18 protein-coding genes, 1 tRNA gene and 3 pseudogenes are annotated in these 20,309 nt (G+C 69.1%); 12 read left to right on the forward strand and 10 right to left on the reverse strand.

Translation table 11 applies throughout. The features are described 5' to 3' along the window. Positions 1 to 6: 6 nt before the first annotated feature. From K7G59_RS16425 to K7G59_RS16440, 4 genes are all read right to left on the reverse strand, one after another. Positions 7 to 1,299: a homoserine dehydrogenase gene (locus K7G59_RS16425; protein WP_225834806.1), complete on the reverse strand. Its 1,293-nt coding sequence runs from the start codon at positions 1,297 to 1,299 to the stop codon at positions 7 to 9. Positions 1,300 to 1,493: 194 nt separating this feature from the next. Further along, positions 1,494 to 2,885, reverse strand: coding sequence for a diaminopimelate decarboxylase (gene lysA / locus K7G59_RS16430; RefSeq protein WP_225834807.1), 1,392 nt, complete (start codon positions 2,883 to 2,885; stop codon positions 1,494 to 1,496). Positions 2,886 to 2,943: 58 nt separating this feature from the next. After that, complete coding sequence (nrtL, locus tag K7G59_RS16435) at positions 2,944 to 4,086, reverse strand: ArgS-related anticodon-binding protein NrtL (RefSeq protein WP_225834808.1); 1,143 nt, start codon at positions 4,084 to 4,086, stop codon at positions 2,944 to 2,946. Positions 4,087 to 4,166: 80 nt separating this feature from the next. Then, complete coding sequence (locus tag K7G59_RS16440) at positions 4,167 to 4,691, reverse strand: response regulator (protein WP_225834809.1); 525 nt, start codon at positions 4,689 to 4,691, stop codon at positions 4,167 to 4,169. A gap of 166 nt (positions 4,692 to 4,857) precedes the next feature. On the opposite strand from K7G59_RS16440, the gene K7G59_RS16445 reads away from it, so the two are divergent. The 5 genes and pseudogenes from K7G59_RS16445 to K7G59_RS16475 all read left to right on the forward strand — a co-directional run bounded on the left by K7G59_RS16445 (position 4,858) and on the right by K7G59_RS16475 (position 9,959). Then, positions 4,858 to 4,929: transfer RNA gene (locus tag K7G59_RS16445), tRNA-Arg, on the forward strand. 223 nt (positions 4,930 to 5,152) lie between these two features. Further along, positions 5,153 to 6,007: a DUF4231 domain-containing protein gene (locus K7G59_RS16450; protein WP_225834811.1), complete on the forward strand. Its 855-nt coding sequence runs from the start codon at positions 5,153 to 5,155 to the stop codon at positions 6,005 to 6,007. Positions 6,008 to 6,362: 355 nt separating this feature from the next. Next, a pseudogene (locus K7G59_RS16460) lies at positions 6,363 to 6,521 on the forward strand (transcriptional regulator); the annotation flags it as partial. Between the two features lie 4 nt (positions 6,522 to 6,525). Then, positions 6,526 to 6,750 (forward strand): DUF397 domain-containing protein, encoded by a 225-nt coding sequence (locus tag K7G59_RS16465; protein WP_374114239.1) that lies wholly within the window; start codon positions 6,526 to 6,528, stop codon positions 6,748 to 6,750. A gap of 965 nt (positions 6,751 to 7,715) precedes the next feature. Then, a complete protein-coding gene (locus tag K7G59_RS16475; protein WP_225834815.1) occupies positions 7,716 to 9,959 on the forward strand; it encodes a serine/threonine-protein kinase in 2,244 nt (747 codons plus the stop codon). A gap of 72 nt (positions 9,960 to 10,031) precedes the next feature. On the opposite strand, the pseudogene K7G59_RS16480 reads toward K7G59_RS16475, so the two are convergent. Both K7G59_RS16480 and K7G59_RS16485 read right to left on the reverse strand, forming a co-directional pair. Further along, positions 10,032 to 10,331 (reverse strand): annotated as a pseudogene (locus K7G59_RS16480) (IS3 family transposase); the annotation flags it as partial. Next, a pseudogene (locus K7G59_RS16485) lies at positions 10,280 to 10,456 on the reverse strand (IS30 family transposase); the annotation flags it as partial. The pseudogenes K7G59_RS16480 and K7G59_RS16485, both read right to left, overlap by 52 nt. A gap of 3 nt (positions 10,457 to 10,459) precedes the next feature. Here K7G59_RS16485 and K7G59_RS16490 point away from each other — a divergent pair. Beyond that, positions 10,460 to 10,873: a DNA-binding protein gene (locus tag K7G59_RS16490; protein WP_225834817.1), complete on the forward strand. Its 414-nt coding sequence runs from the start codon at positions 10,460 to 10,462 to the stop codon at positions 10,871 to 10,873. A gap of 166 nt (positions 10,874 to 11,039) precedes the next feature. Next, entirely contained in the window at positions 11,040 to 11,264 is a 225-nt protein-coding gene (locus tag K7G59_RS16495; RefSeq protein ID WP_225834819.1) for a hypothetical protein, read from the forward strand. A gap of 25 nt (positions 11,265 to 11,289) precedes the next feature. Here the strand turns inward: K7G59_RS16495 and K7G59_RS16500 are convergent, their stop codons facing one another. Next, positions 11,290 to 12,522, reverse strand: a complete 1,233-nt coding sequence (locus tag K7G59_RS16500; RefSeq protein WP_225834820.1) for a DNA methyltransferase — start codon at positions 12,520 to 12,522, stop codon at positions 11,290 to 11,292. 10 nt (positions 12,523 to 12,532) lie between these two features. After that, positions 12,533 to 13,558 carry a Bpu10I family restriction endonuclease gene (locus K7G59_RS16505; protein WP_225834821.1) on the reverse strand — a complete coding sequence of 342 codons (1,026 nt, stop codon included), beginning with the start codon at positions 13,556 to 13,558 and terminating at the stop codon, positions 12,533 to 12,535. A gap of 189 nt (positions 13,559 to 13,747) precedes the next feature. Between K7G59_RS16505 and K7G59_RS16510 the strand changes: the two genes are divergently transcribed. Next, positions 13,748 to 14,026, forward strand: coding sequence for a hypothetical protein (locus K7G59_RS16510; RefSeq protein ID WP_225834822.1), 279 nt, complete (start codon positions 13,748 to 13,750; stop codon positions 14,024 to 14,026). A gap of 552 nt (positions 14,027 to 14,578) precedes the next feature. Here the strand turns inward: K7G59_RS16510 and K7G59_RS16515 are convergent. Then, positions 14,579 to 15,637: a Ku protein gene (locus tag K7G59_RS16515; protein ID WP_225834823.1), complete on the reverse strand. Its 1,059-nt coding sequence runs from the start codon at positions 15,635 to 15,637 to the stop codon at positions 14,579 to 14,581. A gap of 79 nt (positions 15,638 to 15,716) precedes the next feature. Between K7G59_RS16515 and ligD the strand changes: the two genes are divergently transcribed. Next, entirely contained in the window at positions 15,717 to 16,598 is an 882-nt protein-coding gene (gene ligD, locus K7G59_RS16520; RefSeq protein ID WP_225834824.1) for a non-homologous end-joining DNA ligase, read from the forward strand. Between the two features lie 15 nt (positions 16,599 to 16,613). Here ligD and K7G59_RS16525 read toward each other — a convergent pair whose 3' ends face one another. Continuing rightward, positions 16,614 to 17,417 carry a nuclease-related domain-containing protein gene (locus K7G59_RS16525; protein WP_225834825.1) on the reverse strand — a complete coding sequence of 268 codons (804 nt, stop codon included), beginning with the start codon at positions 17,415 to 17,417 and terminating at the stop codon, positions 16,614 to 16,616. 100 nt (positions 17,418 to 17,517) lie between these two features. On the opposite strand from K7G59_RS16525, the gene K7G59_RS16530 reads away from it, so the two are divergent. From K7G59_RS16530 to K7G59_RS16540, 3 genes are all read left to right on the forward strand, one after another. Further along, a complete protein-coding gene (locus K7G59_RS16530) occupies positions 17,518 to 18,024 on the forward strand; it encodes a dual specificity protein phosphatase family protein (RefSeq protein ID WP_225834827.1) in 507 nt (168 codons plus the stop codon). An 83-nt stretch (positions 18,025 to 18,107) separates the two neighbouring features. Next, positions 18,108 to 18,908 carry a hypothetical protein gene (locus tag K7G59_RS16535; RefSeq protein WP_263976377.1) on the forward strand — a complete coding sequence of 267 codons (801 nt, stop codon included), beginning with the start codon at positions 18,108 to 18,110 and terminating at the stop codon, positions 18,906 to 18,908. Beyond that, entirely contained in the window at positions 18,905 to 20,155 is a 1,251-nt protein-coding gene (locus K7G59_RS16540) for a HAMP domain-containing sensor histidine kinase (RefSeq protein ID WP_225834831.1), read from the forward strand. The genes K7G59_RS16535 and K7G59_RS16540 overlap by 4 nt, the downstream gene beginning before the upstream one ends. The last annotated feature ends 154 nt before the right edge of the window (positions 20,156 to 20,309 follow it).

Consider the following 20,309-nt stretch of genomic DNA (forward strand, 5'->3'; position numbering starts at 1 on the left):
TGCTGCTTACTCTCCTTCAACCCGCATGATGCTGGCGACACCGCGCACGGTGTCGAGCTTGCGCAGCGCCTCGACGGTCCCGGACAGGGAGGCGTCGGACGCGCGGTGGGTGACGACGACGAGGGACGCCTCGCCGTCCTTGCCCTGCTGGCGGACGGTGTCGATCGACACCCCGTGCTCGGCGAACACGGTGGCGACCTGGGCAAGCACACCCGGCTTGTCGGCCACGTCGAGGCTGATGTGGTACCGGGTGACGACCTCGCCCATCGACGACACGGTCAGGTCGGCGTACGCCGACTCGCCGGGCCCGGTGGAGTCGTTCAGCCGGTTGCGGCACACGGCGACGAGGTCGCCGAGGACGGCGGAGGCGGTCGGGGCACCGCCCGCGCCGGGGCCGTAGAACATCAGCTGCCCGGCCGCGTCCGACTCCACGAAGACGGCGTTGTACGCACCGCGCACGGAGGCGAGCGGATGGGTCAGCGGGATCATGGCGGGGTGCACGCGCGCGGTGACGGAGGTGCCGTCCTCGGCCCGCTCGCAGATGGCGAGCAGCTTGATGGTGCAGCCCATCTCCTTCGCCGTGCGGAAGTCGGCGGCGGTGACCTCGGTCATGCCCTCGCGGTAGACGTCGTCCAGGCGGACGCGCGTGTGGAAGGCGATGCCGGCGAGGATGGCGGCCTTGGCGGCGGCGTCGAAGCCCTCGACGTCGGCGGTCGGGTCGGCCTCCGCGTACCCCAGGGCGGTGGCCTCGTCGAGCGCCTCCTGGTAGCCGGCACCCGTGGAGTCCATCTTGTCGAGGATGAAGTTGGTGGTGCCGTTCACGATGCCGAGCACCCGGTTGACCTTGTCACCGGCGAGGGACTCGCGCAGCGGCCGGATCAGCGGGATGGCGCCGGCGACGGCGGCCTCGTAGTAGAGGTCCTTGCCGTGCTCCTCGGCGGCGGCGTGCAGGGCGGCCCCGTCCTGGGCGAGCAGGGCCTTGTTGGCGGAGACGACGGACGCCCCGTGCTCGAAGGCGGTGGTGATGAGGGTCCGGGCGGGCTCGATCCCGCCGATGACCTCGACCACCACATCGATGTCCCCGCGTTTGACGAGGGCGGTGGCGTCGGTGGTGACCAGCTCGGCGGGAACGCCCTCACGCACCTTGGAGGGCCGCCGTACGGCGACCCCGGCCAGCTCGACGGGGGCCCCGATCCGCGCGGCGAGGTCGTCGGCGTGCGTCGTCATGATGCGCGCCACCTCTGAGCCGACAACTCCACAGCCCAGCAGCGCCACCTTCAGCGGACGCGTACGCATCATCCGACCTCGTTTCCTCATACCGTCTACGGTTCGACCAGTCTCACTCACTGAACCGCAGTTTCTGTCCATTGTCCGGATCGTGAGACGTCTATTTCATCCAGCCGAGACGGAAAATCCGCAGATCTTCCGGCTGGTCACCACGCTGCCCCGCACACCGCCGGGCAGCCCGGCCGGCGGACTGCCCGGCAGCCCGCTCATCCGACGTCGAGACGCAGGAGGTCCTCCTCCGTCTCCCGCCGGACGATCACCCGTGCCTCCCCGTCCCGCACCGCGACGACGGGCGGCCGGAGCGCGTGGTTGTAGTTGCTGGCCATGGAGCGGCAGTAGGCGCCCGTGGCGGGTACGGCGATGAGGTCGCCCGGCGCCAGGTCGGCGGGCAGGAACGCGTCCTTGACCACGATGTCCCCGCTCTCGCAGTGCTTGCCGACGACCCGGGCGAGCATCGGCTCGGCGCTGGAGGTCCGCGACACGAGCGCCACGCTGTACTCGGCGTCGTACAGCGCGGTGCGGATGTTGTCGGACATGCCGCCGTCCACGGAGACGTACGTGCGCAGCCCGTCGAGCGGCTTCACGGTGCCGACCTCGTACAGGGTGAAGGCGGTGGGGCCGACGATGGCGCGCCCGGGCTCGACGGAGATGCGCGGGGTGCGGAGCCTCGCGGCGTCGCACTCGCGGGAGACGATCTCGGTGAGGGCCTTGGCGATCTCGTGGGGTTCGCGGGGGTCGTCGTTGCTGGTGTAGGCGATCCCGAGTCCGCCACCGAGGTCGATCTCGGGCAGCTCGACGCCGTGCTCGTCCCGGATGTCCCTGAGCAGCCCGACCACGCGGTGGGCGGCGACCTCGAACCCGGACATGTCGAAGATCTGCGAACCGATGTGGCTGTGGATACCGATCAGTTCGAGCCCGTCGAGCTGCAGCGCCCGCCGCACGGCCTCGGCGGCCTGCCCGCCGGCGAGCGGAATGCCGAACTTCTGGTCCTCGTGGGCGGTGGCGATGAACTCGTGCGTGTGGGCTTCCACCCCGACGGTGATCCGGATCTGGACCCTCTGCCGCTTGCCCAGGGACTGCGCGATGTGCGCGACGCGCGCGATCTCCTGGAAGGAGTCGAGCACGATCCGCCCGACCCCGGCCTCGACGGCGCGGGTGATCTCCGCCACGGACTTGTTGTTGCCGTGGAAGGCGATGCGCTCGGCGGGCATCCCGGCCGAGAGCGCGGTGGCCAGCTCCCCGCCCGAGCAGACGTCCAGATTCAGCCCCTCCTCGTGCAGCCAGCGCACGACGGCACGCGAGAGGAACGCCTTGCCGGCGTAGAAGACGTCGGCGTCGGCACCGAAGGCGGTACGCCACGACCGCGCGCGGGCGCGGAAGTCGGCCTCGTCGAGGATGTAGGCGGGCGTGCCGAACTCCTCGGCGAGCCGGGTGGCGGGGATCCCTCCGACGGTGAGCACACCGTCGTCGTCGCGTCCGACGGTCTGGGCCCACACCTTGGGGTCGAGGGCGTTGAGGTCGGCGGGCGGGGCGGTGTAGTGCCCGTCGGGGAGGACGTCGGCGTGACGGGGCCCGGCGGGGTGCGCGGAACGGCTCATGACGTGACTCTCAGACTCTCTGTGTCTCTCCGGGGCTCATGTCTTCGTTCTCCGGCCCTCAGAGATGTTCGGGTGCGTCGATGCCGAGCAGGGACAGGCCACCGGCCAGCACCGTCCCGGCGGCTTCGGCGAGGGCGAGCCGGGCACGGTGGGCGGCCGAGGGTTTCTCGTCACCACGCGGAAGCAGGGTGGCCAGCAGGGGCAGCACGGCATCGGCGACGACCACGAGATGCCGCGCCAGCCGGTCCGGGGACCGGTGCACGGCGGCCACGGAGAGGACACGGGGGTGGGCGGCGAGGGCGGCTGCCAGGAGGCGCGGGCCGGGGGCGGCGGCGGGATCGGCGATGCCGCGGGCGCCGGCGCCGGCAGTGGGCTCGGCGGTGGCGGGGGCGCCAGCACCGGCGGTGGGCTCGGCGGTGGCGGGGGCGCCAGCACCGGCGGTGGGCTCGGCGGTGGCGGGGGCGGCGGAGTCGGCGGCCGGCTCGGGGAGGGCCGGGTCGCCGGGGGCGGCGGTGAAACCGAGGCGGGCGGCGTTGCGGCTGAGGGACCGGATCCGGGCGTGGGCGTACCGGACCCGGAAGAGCGGGTTGCTCTCCCGCTGGACGAGATGGTCGGCGGTGATCCGGGGCCGGTCGTGCGGGGCGGGATGGAGCAGGGCCCACCGGGCGGCGTCGGGCCCGAGCGGGGCGGGGTCCTCGGGCGCGGGCACAGGCCGCAGATTGACGGGCTCGCCGTGCTCGACGGTGGCCCGGCCGCCCTGGGTGCCCACGATCCGTACGACCGCGTCGGCGACGACCTCGGCACGGACCTCGTACGGCACGCGCAACGCGACGACCTGTCCGGCGAGGGCGTCCCCGTGCCCGTACGCGTCACCGCGGGCCAGGATCTCCCGGACCAGGGCGGTGACGTGGCCGGCCTGCTCGGCGAGACGGAAGTTGAGGAACCCCGGCCCGGTCACGACGACGTCGCCGATACCGTCGGCGCCGACGAGATGGGGCCGCAGGATCTCGGCGACCTGCAACGGCGGCTGCCCCGCCGGCCGGGCGAGCTGCAGCGCGATGTTGGTGGCGAAGTCCCCGCACCCTCCGGGCCCCGGCTCGGTCACCACGACCCGCTCCGGCACGACCACACTGAGCTGCCCGTCATCGACGGCACGGCGCACTGCGTGCAGCACGACACGGGAGAGCTCGACGGGGGTCACGGGACAAGCGTAGGGGAGGTGGGGGGTGGGTATGCGAGGCGGTTTCGACTGGTGGAACGCGGCAGGCGCGTCACCCGCCCCTATCCCCCGAAGGAAACACCACCGGTGACCCCGTCGGCCACGCCCTCGTCGCCACCGCCCCCGCCGTCCTCGCCACCGCTTCCCCCGCCGTCTCCCCCCTCCCCACCACTGCCCCGGCCGTCCCCGCCGCTCGCACCCTCGCCCCCGGCCTTCTTCCCGATCAAGTGCTTGACGAGCCGAACGAGTTCCGCGGGTTCGAAGGGCTTGGCGAGGAAGGCGTCGACACCAGCGCCGAGACCGGCCTCGACCTCGTACTGGGTGCAGGCACTGATGATCGCGACGGGCAGGTCGTGCGTACGGGGATCGGCACGGAGCCGGGCGGCGGTCCGCAGCCCGTCGAGCCGGGGCATGACGACATCCAGCGTCACGACATCGGGCTGCACCTGATGCACCACGTCCAGACACTCGGCACCATCGGCCGCGGTCACGACCTCGAGCCCCTCCAGCTCAAGGTTGACCCTGATCAGCTGCCGGATGACCTTGTTGTCATCCACAACAAGCACCCGCCCCGACGCCCCTGGCACACGTCGAGAGTAGGTGCGCACCGGCCACCGCGTCCGGGTTTTCCCCACTTCCACCCCCTACAGTCGCCCCACCCCCGCCCCCGCCCGGCAAACCCGTTCCTGATCACCCCGTCAGACCTGCTAGGGTTCTACTCGTCGCCGCAAGCGAGAGCGAAGCGCCCGACACGCCCCCGTAGCTCAGGGGATAGAGCAACGGCCTCCGGAGCCGTGTGCGCAGGTTCGAATCCTGCCGGGGGCACTTTGCTTCAATCAGCACGATGATGCGGTTGACCAGCATAGGTGCCTAACGCGAAGAGCGGGATCCAGTCTCACTGGGTCTCGCTCTTTCTCGTTGTCGCTCACCAGTCGCGTGTGAGGAGCGTGTGGGATCGGACGTGGGAAGTCCCCCCACTCCTCCGGTTGCCCCCAACAGCCTCGGCCTTCGGTGCTAGCTTCGCTAGCCTGTCTAAACGATCACGTCGATGACCTGCTACTGCTCGTACGAGATCACGACTGGGGGACGAGTGGCACCTGTCTCAACGATTCTGGAAATTGATCAGCGCCTCATCGAGATCGAAGCCGAGATAGCTAATGCCCGTTTCATCAAACGGTTCACTCTGCTCTGGCTGTCAGCTGGAAATTTGATAATCCTCGGTGGAATCATAGCGGGCAATTATCTAATTGACTTCTCGCACCCTGGTGGCGGGCGAGCAGCCTTGAACGAATTGGGCGGCCTAAGCCTCGTCATTTCAATAATTGCATCCGCGGCCTGCTGGTGGCATTGGCGAACCCAGGCAATAGCAAGCACGGTAGATCTGCATCAGCGTGAGGCAGAGAGGGCCTCACTCCAAACCATCGATGCAGGGACGGCCGATCTTCCCAGCACCTTCCACATCTACTACGAATCCGCACCTAAATTTCGTGACGAATACCGACGGAGCGCAGAAAAATACAGAGGAAGACACAACCTCTTCCAGCTAACCGTGATCATCGGCTCGATTCTCACCTCTGTAAGCACTACCGCCTCAGCAGAGCAGGGCGTTTGGAGTTGGCTTGCGGTCGGCCTTAGCGCTCTAGTTAGCATCTCAGCAGGAATCATCGCATACTTCAAATTCCGCGAGCGCAGCCTCAATCTTCAACAGACAGCGGACTCGATAGATCTAGAGATTCAGGCTTACTCGCTTCACATCCGACGGTACAAGAATCTAGCACCAGAAGAAGCGTCGACTCTATTTGCTGAAGAGGTCGAGCGAATCCGAGAAGAGCAACGGAAGAAGGAGTTGCAGCTAGAGCAGCCTCCTGAGGCCACGTCTGACCACCGGCCGCAACTTGCCTAACTGATCCTGCTTCTCGGCAGGCTCCGTTCGGAGCCTGCCGGAAACTAGACGCTCACGGTGTCAATCACTCCTCGGCGCCTGACCAGCCCATCGCCCGTTCAATCCTCATGTTGTTCTCTGCTTCACTGTCGTCAATACAGCCCGCGTAGCGGCGATGGATGACTTCAGGAGAGTTGCCGGCGCGCCTGGCCACCTCCGCTACCGGGAGGCCTGCCCGAAGCCAGTTCGTGATGCACGTGGCCCGCAGGTGGTACGGCTTCCGAGCCAAGGGCGAGATCACCTTGTCGGGACTGCTGCAGAATTGGGTGACACCTTGACCTGGCTTGCTGAGAGGCGGCCTGGAAGGATGTCGCAGAAGCTGGACACCGTGGTACGCGACGGCCCGCACGGCGTGCTCTTCATCGACTCCGAAGCGCAGCTCGGCGTCTTCCGAACGCTTTTTCGTAGAGTTGAGGGCGCGTCACTCGACACTGCACGGTCGCGTGACCTCATCCACAGGTTGGCCAAGGAACTGTGGGGTGCTCGTGACCACCCGCGACAACTGGCAGAAGTCTTCCTACTCCGGCAGCGGCGACGGCAACGCCTGTGTGGAGATCGCGAACCGTGACACCCACATAGCCATCCGCGACTCAAAGGCCCCAACCGGGGCGGCCCTCTCCTTCCCGACCGGAGTCTTCACCACCTTCATCGACGCCATGAAAACTCACTCCGTTGGGACGCACTTCACCTGGCTTCGCGGCTGATCCACCTCGTTCCCCCCCGAGCCGTCGCCAACTCGCACGCCAACACTTGCAACGGCACCGTCTCCACCAGCGGCGAAACCGCTCCCTGAAGGAGCGGCAGCTCGCGCCTGCGACTGAGGAGCAGTTCACGAATACGCCGGATGCCCGTCCGGACGCCTCTACGCCGAGCGTCGCGGTGGCCGGTTTCTATGGATGTTCCTGGACCCTGCCTCGTCATCCGCGAATGATGTCCAAGGTTTCCTCGCGCGGCGAGTCATGGGAAGGGCGCAGCGACGCCATGATCTCCGCTCTCCATGACATCGCGGCACGGCTCGGTATTGCCGACGGCGACTACTGTGTTCACACAACCTACGAGCACCTGGTGGACGGCAAGCCCGTATACGTGATCACGAGTTGGGAGCCATACGCGATCACCTCGGGGACGCTTGTCGTCCTGCCTGACGGTGGTCCCCTTGCGGGCGCCGGCGTGGTGTGTCGCAGGCCGAGATCGGCATCACGGTCAACCCACTCCGCGGAAGAGACTGAACTGGGACAGACGAACGCCGAGGAGGCGAACCTCTCGGCGTCCAGCGTGGGGCATCGTGTACCCGTACCCATCGGATCTTCTTCAGTGCTGACGGGCGGGCGGTTGAGACCGCCGACATCGTCGTGCCTGCGGCGCTGTGCAAGATCGTGTACGAAGTACCGGTCAGGCAGGGGTAACCGGGTAGCGTCGCTGGAAATGGCCCCGTGCCCGCGCCACAGCAACCGCCATCCACGCATCGTGCTCGGCAGCGCCCACCTGTGCCGCCTGGCCGTGGCCTTCCCCTGCCGCTTCCGGTAGAGGAGCCCCACCTCCCCGGTCCTGGGGTCCCTGTTCGTCACCCGCTTTGCTCTGCCGTGCTGACCTGCGGCTAGTTTGTGTGCAGGACAGGTACGCAGGCCCGTGGCAGCAGAGGTGCACGGGGGACGGGAGGTCGGCAAGAGTGTCGCTGCGCGGGGGTGATCCAGCCGAGATCGGCGGCTATCCGCTTGAGGCGCGGCTCGGCTCGGGTGGCATGGGCACGGTCTTTCTGGCCCGTACGAGTTCGGGGCGACCTGTCGCGATCAAACTGATTCACCAGCAGTTCGCGGGGGATGACGAGTTCCGCATCCGTTTCCGGCAGGAGGTGGCGGCGGCGAGGCGGGTGAGCGGCGCGTTCACCGCCGCCGTGGTCGACGCGGACCCTGAGGCCGAGCAGCCGTGGATGGCGACGACCTATATCGAGGGGGCCACCCTCGCCCAGCGCATCGCCACGAAGGGCCCGCTGAACGGAGCGGAGCTGAGGAGGCTCGCCATCGGACTGGCGGAGGCGCTGCGCGACATCCACCGGGTGGGGGTCGTGCACCGTGACCTGAAGCCTTCGAACGTCGTGCTCTCGCCCGAGGGCCCGCGCGTCATCGACTTCGGCATTTCGCGCGCCGCGGATCAGCAGACGCTGACCATGACAGGGCGGGTGATCGGTACGCCGCCCTTCATGTCGCCGGAGCAGTTGCAGGCGCCGCGTGGTGTGGGGCCGCGGTCCGACGTCTTCTCGCTGGGGACGCTGCTGGTGTATTCAGCGACAGGCCGCGGACCTTTCGACGCGGACAGCCCGTACATGACGGCTTATCAGGTGGTGCACGAGGAGCCGTCGCTGGGTGCCGTGCCGGTGGCTTTGCGCGCGGTCGTCGAGTCGTGCCTGGACAAGGAGCCCGAGCGGCGCCCCTCTGCGGACGAACTCCTCGTGCTGCTGCGGGACCTGCCGGCCGACCTCGGTGAGACCGGCACGAACGGGGTCGGTGCGGGCTGCACCCGTGACGTGATCACCGAGCATCACTTCGCGATGCCGACCACCGCGGCGCCGACCGACCCGACCACCGCCCCGGCCGGTCCCGAGACAGGGCGCACTGGCAAGCCCATCGGCCGCCGTCTGCGTCGCCGGTGGCGTCCTGTGATCGCGGCCTCGGTCGCGGTGGCAGCGATCGGCGGGGGAGTCGCCGCCCTGAAGGCGGGCGGCTTCGGGGGGAGCAGCGGCGGCGACAAGGGCAAGAGCGTTGCGGCGCCGGTTGCCGCGCTTCCGGACGGTTTCAAGCCGTGGCGCAAGATCGTGCAGGGCGGTCTCAAGAACATCCCCGACGAGTTGCGTTGCGTCGCGCGCGGCGACGCGCTGTTCTGCGGGGGCGGCGGTGTCGTCGCGACCCGTATCAGGGCCATGGACGGCTCGCGGGTGTGGACGGTGAAGAGCCCGGGCGTCCCCGTCCAGGGCATGCACCTGGTGGGCGTCACCGACGACACAGTGCTCGGTTACCGCTTCGCCGCCCAGAACGCCCCGCAGGACCCTCCCAGCGAGGTGGTGGCCATCGACGCCGACAACGGCCGGGAGCTGTGGTCCGTGCCGTCCGGCGCTCAGTCGACGGCCGTCACGGGTCGGACTCAGGACGCCGTTGTGGTCGGCTCCGCCGTCGTGACGGTCGACGCTTCCAACTCCCACTTCGAGTCCCGGGACGCGCACAGCGGCGAGGTCACCTGGACGACGTCGTTCCCCGCGGGTACGCAGTGCGCTCCCGTCCTGGTGGGCCCACAGCTCATGGCGATGTGCGCGACGGATGCGGAGGTGGATGCCTCAGCGGTGCGCCACCCCACCCTGTACACGGTCGACCGCGCCTCGGGGAAGCTGGGCAGGCCCATCGCGGTCAACGGCCCCGCGGTGCCGGTGGGTGTCGCCGACGGCAGGCTGGTACTCCTTCAGGGACACATGGAGGGAACGGCGCTGGCCGGCTACGACGGGGTGGCGCGGGTCGACCCCGCCTCGCGGAAGGTCACGTACTCCCGGCTGGCCAAGACGTACGCGGGGACGCCCGGCATGGCGGACGGCACCGTCTACGTGAGCGGGCAGACCGGTCTCGTCACAGCACTCGACCCCGCGACCGGCCGGAAGAAGTGGTCGCGGCAGACCAGCGTGGAGGGTGCCTCGGGTCCCGTTGCGGGAGCCGACGCGCTGTATTTCAGCTCGGCCACCGGCCGGGTGGTCGCGCTGTCGCCTTACGGCGGCAGACCCCTGTGGACAACGGACCCGCAGGCCGATGGTTTTACGGGCGAGCAGGGCGCAAGCCCGCGCGTGACCGTTGCTGGGCGTGCGGTGATCGTGGCCGCGGCCAGGAACACTCTCTTCGCCTTCGACACGCAGAAGCCGCCGAAGTCGGGCTGATCCAGACGGCGCCGGACATCGGCCGCTTTCCTTGCCGTGCGGGTCTGATGCAGGTTTGGGTGACAGGTTCGGTCACGCGGCCTGGAGGGCCGGTGTGGTCATGACGGCCTCGAATTCGACAGGTGTCAGCCGGTCGAGTGCGGCTTGTCGGCGGTGTCGGTGGTAGGTCCGTTCGATCCAGGTCACGATCGTGATCCGCAATTCCTGGCGGGTGGCCCACGATCGGCGGTTGAGGACGTTCTTCTGCAACAGGCTGAAGAAGGACTCCATGGCCGCGTTGTCGCCGGCCGCCCCGATTCTCCCTGTCGATCCGGCCATCCGGTGGCGGTCGAGGGCTTGGACGAACTTCCGGGACCGGAACTTAGGGCTTCGGCGGGTGTCTTCCAACCGAGGCTCTTGTCGAGGCGACTGTTGAGCGTGGCTGCGACCGCCTCGATGTCCTCCGCCGCTCATCGAGAAAGGTCGGTCCCCTTCGGGAATTATTGGCGGAGCAAGCCGGCATGACCCGTTCCCCCGCCACCCCGGGCGGCACGCTGGTGCTGGACAGCGAAGGACTGGCCAAGGCCGTGCTGCGCGACCGAACGGTCACCGCCTGGCTCGCTCTCGCCCGCGCCGACGACCTGCGTGTGATCACCTCCGCGGCCACCTTGGTGGAGGTGGTCCACCCACGCGTCGATCGCCCCGCACTGGAATGGACGCTCTCCCGCCTCGTCCTGGAGCCGGTCACCGAACCGATTGCCCGCCACGCCGCCGCCCTTCTGGCCGACGCCGGCCTGCACGGCCACAAATACGCGATCGACGCCATACTGAGCGCAACAGCCCTCGCCGCCCCCGGGCCCGTCACCGTACTCACGTCCGACCCCGAAGACCTCACTGCCCTCTGTGGGTCGCGCGTGACCGTCATCAAGATCTGATCTCTGTATCCGCAGGTTCGGATCCTGCCTGCGGCGCCCCGCATGAGAAAGACCGCGTCTCTTCCCCACCACACGGGTAACCTGCGGCCAAAAGGGGGGCGGCGCCATGCCCATAGGACCGGAACGGTCAGCCCGCGTCACGGCAACGCTCGAAGCAGCCCGACCCGTGTGGGACGGAACGCGCGACAGTGACGTGCTTCAGCAGTGGCTCAAGGATCACGACTGCCACGGCGTGGACGCCGTACTCGTCACCATGCGGCTGCTGAGCTGCACGCTCGCGGAAGCCCAACGTGCCTTTTTCGCCGCGCCGTGCCGTCGGCAAGAGCGGGACTTCCACAACCGCGTCATGAAAGGACTCGAAGCCGCCGGCGACGAACCCGGAGTCTTTTGACCAGCCCGTTGCGACCCCGCGAAGCTCAAACCTTTATCAGGCTCAGTTCCGGCGACGCTTCTACCTTCGCTACGCTCACGAGGGCACTCTGCACATCATCCCGGACGTCATCCGTCGCTTGTTCGAGGGCCTCCGCCAGGACGTAACGGGCTACGTCGCGTGCGAAGGCATTCAGGTCCGCGCGGCCGGCGCTGGGGTTCTTGTCCACCTGGTAGGACAGGATGTCCTCGTAGATCACTGCACCGAACCTGTTGGTGAACTTCCTTTCCTGCCAGCGTACGAAACGCAGGTTGGGCAGGCCCTCGGCCAGTGCGGCTACGATTTCGGAATTCGAGAAGGCGACGCCACGCACCCGGGATTCCCGGCCCACGACCAGGACGACGTTCCCTGCCCTGGACACCAGCCTTTCCATCTCGCTGAGCGCCTGCATCATGTCGATGCAGTACTGGATCACCGTGAGGAATCGATTCTGGCGATTCTTTCGGTTGGATCCGATTTCCGTTCTCGCGGCAGGGAGGACGTTCCAGCCGATCCGCTCAACGGCAGGGCGGTAGTTCTGGTGGTAGTTGAATACGTTGATGTAAGGCGGAGAGGTGACCACCAGGCCTGCGCAGCCGTCTTCGAGGGGGACGCTCCGGGCGTCGCCGGGAATCACCCGGGAGGGGACCGGGTCGGAAGGGAAGTCTGTGATCAGGTCACGGACCTGGTTCCAGGACTTGTGCACCTTCTTCCCGTCCGTCTCCTTCTTGTCCCCCATGCTCAGCAGCAGGGTGGTGGCGAAGACGCGCTCCAGGTTCTTGTCGACGGCGCCGCGATGGCCGTCGAGCAGGTAGGCGACGAAGTCTTCGATTTCTTCTGAGTCGCCGAAGAGCGTGTCTTGTCCAGATGTCGAGACCTTGCCCAGATAGGACGAGGCTTCCGTGACGATCTGCAGCCGCTGCTCGCGGGGCAGTGACGCGAGCTCCAGGATCCCGGACAGCTCCAGCGCCGCGGGGTTGATCTCGACACCAGCCGACGGAATGCCCTTGCGGATGCATTCCAAGACGGTCGTGCCACTGCCCAGGAATGGGTCGACCACGATGCCGGAGCCGGGATAGTAGACGTCGAGGAGTTTACTCACCAGACCCGGAGTGAATTGGCCGCGCCAGGGGAGCGCACTGCGCCGCTCCCGGACGAGCACGTCCAGATCGACCTGCCCGATGAAGCTGCGGTCGAATTCTCGCTCACGGACCGAGCCAAAGATCTCCTCGACGTCCATACCCTGCTTCCTAGAAATATCCCTTGGCGACAACGTCTTCTTCGTTCGGATCTTTGGCCTCGAACAGCGACCTCAAATGATCGACGAATCGCTGCACGACATCATACCGGATCGGGTTACTCTCGAGGTAATCGACGTATTCCGACCTCAGCGTCTTCCTTTTTGCAGCGGACGAGTACTCTTTCCTCTTGTGGGAACCCAGCCTCTTTCCACGCAAAATCAGTACTTCGTCGATGTCCGTGCCGGCGGTGCTGATGGGCGCCATGTCGAGGTATTCGCAGATCAGGTAGTAGCGGGCTGCCGGGACAGCGACCTTGAGGTCGTGGGAAGTCGCGCTCGCCTCCTGGAACATCGTCTTGTCCAGGTTGGTCTTGCACTCGGCGGCCACGTAGGCCAACCACAGTTCAATGCTGGAAGAAGCTCCGGCAGGAAAGTCCGGCTTGAACGACGCCTTCAAGTAGGCGCGCCTGCTCAGGGTGAAATCCTGGTCCTTTCGCCTGACCTGCATGGAAATACCACCGGCCGGCGCCGTGAGGGAGCTGGAGAAGTAGGCCGCAGCGAAAGCCCCGGCCGGTCCGGCATACAGGTCCTGCTCAGTCAGGGCGGGGATGACGCGTGGATCGATCAGCCACGGCAAGAATTCTTCGATTATGGAGTTGTCTATCTTCAGCTGCCCACGCTGTCTGAACAGGAAGTCCTTGTCGCTGTCCCAGATCAGATCGAGCTCCACGCTTTTCTTGTACTCATTGACCACATCGACCAACTGGCGGATCAGTTCATCACCGGTTGCGTCGATCTTCGTCATGTCATCGATCCATGACTCATACCGCTCTATCGATGCTTCGACCGAAGACCTGTCTTCCTCGGGAAGCTTCGGGTTCCTCAGCAGTTCAACGAGCTTCGATCTGTGGGGAGTCGGGCGTACCCGTGCAGGCGCCTCTGCGCCGGCGGCAGCCAGTGGCTCCGTCCCGGCAGGCTGCGGTGGCACCTTTGCGGATGGCCCAATGGACGTAAAAAGGGTCTCCTCGCTGCTCATGCCGGGAGCCTAGCGGCAGCTGCGAGAGGTTCGGAGCCGCTCTCCTCACGTTCGAAAACCTCCACTCCCCCTGCTGTACAGGGCATTTCAGCAACGCCCGGGCTGCGTAAGCCGTCTCATACGAGGCGCTGCGGGAGCTGGCCGCCGGGGCCGGCCCTCGATGACACCGACAGCCTGCTGCCGCCCGAGGTGATCGCCCAGGAGATCGTCGAGGACATCCAGGCCGCCCTCGGCGAGTTCGCCGCCATCGCGCAGGCTCTCGGCGGCGAGGTCTCGGCCGACGCCGGCGAGATCGAGCCGGCCGGGGCCCAGTGGCCTGGGCAACACGTGGGCTTGATCAGGAAGTTGGCCCCCGCGCGGCCCGCCGCTCCGGATCTGGCGGGCCAGCGCCCCGTAGGACGCCGTCGCGGGGTAAACGGAACCTACGCCTCTGATGCCCGAAACGGAAGGCCCTCATTTTCGTACTGATGCGCTACGCCGCGTAGTCCCGTCGGTGTCCGGTCGTTCCGTGCGCTGTCGGTGCCGTGGGGTGTCAAGGGGTGTCGAGGGGTTCGCCGGGCGGCCCGCCGAGGAGCGGGGGCGGCGGCAGCGAGCGGGTGCCTGTGGCCGGCCGACCCGGCCCGATGTGCCGTGCGGGGTGCTGGTGACCAGCGATCACACCGACCGGATTCTGGACCCGGCCGGCACCGGTCCCCTGCACCAGCGGCACCTCCAGGTGTACGAGATCGCGCACATCCTGTGCGCGCCGGGCGCGTCAAGGCATCGCGGGCCCTTCTCGAAGCCGCCGCCATCGCCTCCGCCCCGGCCAACAGGCGCCGCCGGGTGAGGGCGAGCGCCGCGCCGGGCGTGCGTCGTCGGAGTCGTCCAGGAGGGAGCGGCTACAGCGTCTCGTCGCCACCGCCCGTAGCCGCGTTCCCTTGCGTCCCCGCGTGCCCCGCAACCCCGCGCGCCCCGTGCCGCCGTGCCCCCGCGCCCCCGCGCCCCCGCGCCTCCGCAACGCCAGGAAGCCTGCCGGGGCCATCACGCCGGTCTCTTGCGTGCCGTCGCCTTCTTCCCGGGCGTCGTCGTCTTCTTCGCGGTGGAGGTGGACTTCGCCGTCGCCTTCTTCGCGGTGGACGCGGACTTCGCCGTCGCCTTCTTCGCGGGCTGTGTCCTCGCGGACTCGGACGTCGACTTCTTCGGTGCCGCCGTCTTCTTCGCGGCAGCCGTCGCCTTCTTGGCCGTGGACTTCTTGCCGCCCGCCTCCTTGGGCGTGGCCCGGCGCTGCGGCAGGGGTCTGACCTCGGCCTCGGCAGGCGAGGCGCCCCGGGACTCGCGGGCCGCCCTCACGCTGCTCTCCAGCGCCGCCATCAGGTCGAGCACCTTGCCGCTGACCGCCGGAGCGGGCGCCTCCGGTGGGGTCTCGCCGGCCGCCTTGGCCGCGATGACCTCCTCCAGCGCCTCCTGGTACTCGTCGTGCAGGTCCTTGAGGTCGACCTCGCCCAGCGTCTCCATCAGGGCGTCCGCGAGATCGAGTTCCTTGTCGCGGACGGTGACGGCCACGTCGGGGGCCACGCCCTCGGGCGCGCGGACCTCGTCCGGCCACAGCAGACCGTGCATGGCGATGGCGTCGCCGACGACGCGCAGCATGCCCAGGCGTTCCCGGCCGCGCAGCGCGTATTTGGCGATGGCGACCTTGTTGCTGCGCTTCAGGGCCTCGCGGAGGAGGGTGTACGGCTTGGCCGCCGGGGCGCCGCCGGCCGCCAGGTAGTACGCCGCACCCATCTGGAGCGGGTCGATCCGGTCGGCCGGTACGAAGGCGACGATCTCGATCGTGCGGGTGGTCGGGATCGGGAGGTGGGAGAGTTCCTCGTCGGTGATCGGGATGATCGTGCCGTCCGCGTCCTCGTACGCCTTGCCGATCTCCGCCTGGCTGACCTCGCGGTCCTCCAGCTCGCACACCTTGCGGTAGCGGATGCGCCCGTTGTCCTCGGTGTGGATCTGGCGGAAGGCGATGGCGTGGCTCTCGGTGGCGTTCACCAGCTTGATCGGGATGCTGACGAGGCCGAAGGAGATGGCGCCGTTCCATATGGATCGCACGTGCCGCACCCTTCCTTCTTCAATATCCGGTCCAGGCGAAATAGCCGGTTTCTTGCTCGATGTCTGGGATTGTCATGCTATGACGCCTATCACAGAGGTGGAGGGGCGACGGGTCGCGCTCAGCAACCTGCCCAAGGTGCTGTACCCGGAGACCGGCTTCACCAAGGGGGAGCTGCTGCACTACTACGCGACCACCGCCGGTGTGCTGCTGCCGCATCTGCGCGACCGGGCGGTGTCCTTCCTGCGCTATCCGGACGGGCCGCAGGGGCAGGTGTTCTTCACGAAGAACGTGCCGCCGGGTACGCCCGAGTGGGTCACCACCGCCGAGGTGCCGCGGTCGGAGGGGCCGGTCCGGATGGTGCTGGTGCAGGATCTGCCGAGCCTGGTCTGGGCGGCGAACCTGGTCACCGAGTTCCATACGCACCAGTGGCTGGTGCAGACGCCGGACGAGGCCGACCGGCTGGTCTTCGACCTCGATCCGGGCGCGCCGGCGACGATCGTCCACTGCTGCGAGGTCGCCCTGTGGCTGCGCGAGCGGCTCGCGGCGGACGGGATCGAGGCGTACGCGAAGACGGCCGGGTCGAAGGGGCTGCACCTGCTGGCGGCGGTGCGCGGAGGGTCGTCCGAACAGACCTCCGAGTACGCGAAAGCCCTCGCGGTGGAGGCCGAGCGGGCGCTGCCGAGGCTGGTGGTGCACCGGATGACGCGGAGTCTGCGGCCGGGGAAGGTGTTCGTCGACTGGAGCCAGAACGCGGCCCGCAAGACCACCGCCGCGCCGTACACGGTGCGCGCGCGCCGGGTTCCGCTGGTGTCGGCGCCGGTGACCTGGGAGGAGGTCGCGGAGTGCCGCAGCGCCGGGCAGCTGGAGTTCCTGCCCGAGGACATCGCGCCGCGGGTCCAGGACCGGGGGGATCTGCTGGCGGGGCTGCTGGAGCCGCGGCGGGCGGCGCCGCTGCCCTGAGCGGCCTGTCCGGCCTTACACCCTCCCCCACGTGTTCCGGTCCCGCGCCATCGCGTGCAGGGCCTCCACGTCCGCCGGCTTCAGCACCCCGCCGAGCCGGGCGAAGCTCTCGAACTCCTCGTCCTGCATGATCCGTACGCCCCTCGGCGGGGCCGTGACCGCGATGTCCGCCGGAGTCGTCAGGGCGAGGACCGGACGCACCTCGGCGGTGAGGGCGTAGGAGGCGCGGTCGGCGGCGGCCCGTACCCGGCGCAGCAGCGGCTCGGACTCGTGCCGGCCCACGGTGACCATCGGGTCGGCGACCAGGACCCGGCTCCTTCGGGCGTACAGGGCGTGGACGGCGAAGAGGCCGCCGGGGCCGATCAGCAGGTGGTGGACACGGTCGCCGCCGGGGAGCGGGACGGAGTGCAGGGTGTGCCAGCCCGCACCCTCCAGCCGGTCCAGGGCCTCGCCGACGGTCTGCTCGGCGGCCAGGGCCCGCCTGCGCGGGTCGGGCCGGAGCCGGCGGGCGGGGCCGGGGTCGCGGTCGAGGGCGACGAGCAGGGCCTCGCCGGGGCGGTTGGGGGCGAGGTCGTCGTCGGGGTGGAGGGTGAGCCGGGCCAGCTCCGCCGGGGTCGGCACCGGCGGCGGGCCCACGGTGACCGGGCCGGTCAGAAAGGGTTTCAGGGCGTGGAGTACGGCGTCCTTGCCGTCCTCGCCGAGCAGATTGACCCGGCCGGTTTCCCTGTCGTACCAGGCGACGCTGCTGCCGTCGGGGCGGCAGACGTACAGCCTCTCCCTGCCGTGCCGATAAGTCGGCACCACACGCAGTCCGCTCATGCGTCATCACCCTCGACCATGGGAACAGGCGGGGTGCTCCCGGGGCAAGAACACGGTTACCTTGGAGACGGCCCTGCGATGGGGAGTTGGGGAGGCGCCGTTGCGCACGCGCGGAGAGCAACCCGGCGTACCGGCTCCGGACAGCCCGTGGAACGAGATCATGCCCGGCCTGTGGATGGGCGGGCACGAGTTCCGGGACGGTTCGGGACAGCCGGAGTTCGCCGTCGTACGGAAAGATTTCGATGTGGTGCAGTCGCTGCTGCGGCTGCCGGGGTACGGACCCGATCCGGGGGTCGAGCACCATGTGTGGCCGATCCCGGACGGTCCGCTGGACGGCACCCAGCTGGCCGGCGTGATGCGGCTGGCGCAGGCGGCGAACGAGGCGCTGGACGCCGGCCGCTCGGTGCTGGTGCGGTGCTATCACGGCTACAACCGGTCCGGCCTGGTCGTCGCGCACGCTCTGGTGCAGCGGGGCCGGTCCGCCGAGGAGGCGATCGAGCTGATCAGGGGGCGGCGCTCGCCATGGGCGCTGCACAACAAGCTGTTCGTGGAGTACCTGCGCGCGGGGCTGGCCACCGCCCGGCTGCTGGAGGAGCTGGCTGAGTAGCGTCGTACGCTCTCTCTTCCAGCACCGCTTTGCATGCACAAAAAGGACGTCCCGCCGCATCCACGAATAGGGTGTCCGGGGCCATGTCCGACCCCGACCCCAGGAGCACCGTGCCAGCCCGTCGTCCCGCGCGCATCGTCTCCACCGCGACCGCCGTCGCCCTGCTGGCGGTGACGGCGGCGGCCTGCGGGGACAAGGGCGGGCTGCGGAGCGCGGGGCCGGCCTCGACCGCGGTCAGCCCCGCCAGGCTCTGGCCCGGTCTCAGGCCGGCCTCGAGCCCGGCATACCCGTACGACGAGGCGAGCCGGGAGACGGTCGAGGGGGTGAAGGTCCCCGGTGACGACGTCCGGAAGGTCGATCCGGCGGAGGTCGTCGCGGCGGAGGTCAGGGCCCATCCGGACGACTACGGGTCGAAGGGGGCCTACCACGCGACCGTGGACCGCGTGAAGGAGTGCGGGCCGGGCGGGGACCGCGCCGGGTGTCCACTGCTGAAGGCGTACTACCGGGACCTGACCGGGGACGGCCGGGGCGATCTGACGCTCGGCTTCCGGCTGTACCCGACCAACCAGACGGCGGTCCGCGTGTACACGGTCGAGCGGCACAGGCTGGTGCAAGTGCTCGCCGACAACGACGCGATCACCGGCGTCGAGCTGGCCGGACGCGCGGTGATCGTCCGCTCGGCCGCCGGGATCACCGGCTACGAGTACCGCACCACCTGGGCCTGGGATCCCCAGCAGCGCGCGATGGTGTTCTCCCGGGACGAGTTCCTGCGTACGGGCCGGGGCCGGCCCGTACGCAGGAACTCGTCCCGGCCTCCGTCCGCCGTCGCGTCGCCGTCCGCCTCCCGCTCCGTGGCCCCGTCCTCCCCGGCGGGCGGACGATGAAGGTCGCGCTGCCCCGGTGGGCCGGGGCCCTCGCCGTGAAGGCGGCGGTGTTCATCACGGTGATGTGCTGTGCGCTGGCCGCGCTGCTCGGTGTGCTGGTGCACGTGTCGGTGACCGACCAGACCGTCGACCAGGCCCGTGACCTCGCGCTGTCCCGGCTGGCGGACGCCACCGACGCCTACGAGGCCGGGGACTCCCTGCTGCCGGGTGCCGGGGTCGATCCCGACGGGCTGCCGGCCTCGCTGCGGGCGCTGGCGGTGGCCGGCAGGCGCGGCACGATGGTCGCCCTGCACGCGGGGCGGCCCACCATGTGGGCGGCGGGCCCGGCGAGCGGGCACCGGGCGCTCGCCGTGGAGGTGGACTACGCGCAGCAGGCGCGCACCATCGCCGGCCTGGACCGGTCGATCCTGTGGTCGTCGGTGCCGGCGATCGGGGTGACGGTGCTGGTCGGCGCGTTCGCGGTGAGCCGGGTGACCCGGCGGCTGCACGGCACCGCGCTGGTGGCCCGCCGGATCAGCGCGGGCGATCTGGACGCCCGCGTGGACGATCCGCGTACGAAGGATCCGACGCGTCCGCAGGACGAGGTGGCCGCGGTGGCGGCGGCGCTGGACTCCATGGCCTCCTCGCTGCAGAGCAAGCTGCTGAGCGAACAGCGGTTCACCGCCGATGTGGCGCACGAGCTGCGCACCCCGCTGACCGGGCTGCACGCGGCGGCCGAGCTGCTGCCGCCGGGCCGGCCGACGGAGCTGGTGCGGGACCGGGTGGCGGCGCTGCGCACGCTCACCGAGGACCTGCTGGAGATCTCACGGCTGGACACCGGCCGGGAACGGCTGGAGGTGGGCGGCGAGGAGCTGGGGGCGCTGGCCGTGCGGGTGGTGCGGGCTTCCGGGACGCGGACCGAGGTGCGGATCGCGGGGGAGGTACGGGTGGAGACCGACCGGCGGCGGCTGGAGCGGGTGCTGGGCAATCTGGTGGCCAACGCGCACCGGCACGGGCGGCCCCCGGTGGTGCTGACCGTGGACGGGCCCGTGGTGACCGTGCGGGACCACGGCGACGGCTATCCGGAGTACCTCGTCGCGCACGGGCCGCAGCGGTTCCGTACGGAGGGCGGGGCCAAGGGGCACGGTCTCGGGCTGACCATCGCGCTGGGGCAGGCGGAGGTGCTGGGCGCGCGGCTGTCGTTCGCGAACGCGGTGGGCGGGGGCGCGGTCGCCACGCTGGCCCTGCCGTCGGTGGAGGGCCTCTGACGGTCCGGGACCCGCTCCCGACCGGCCCAGTGCGGCAGGCATCCCCCAGCGGCCCTCCCTGATGTGGCGATGGGTCATGCTTCGCCCGCCTTCCGGAGGTACCCCCCAATGCCCCTGCGTCTCGCGTTCGCCCGTGGCCTGGCCACAGTCACCG

The organism is Streptomyces sp. NK08204 (assembly GCF_020400585.1).
In the GTDB taxonomy this organism is placed as follows: Bacteria; Actinomycetota; Actinomycetes; order Streptomycetales; family Streptomycetaceae; genus Streptomyces.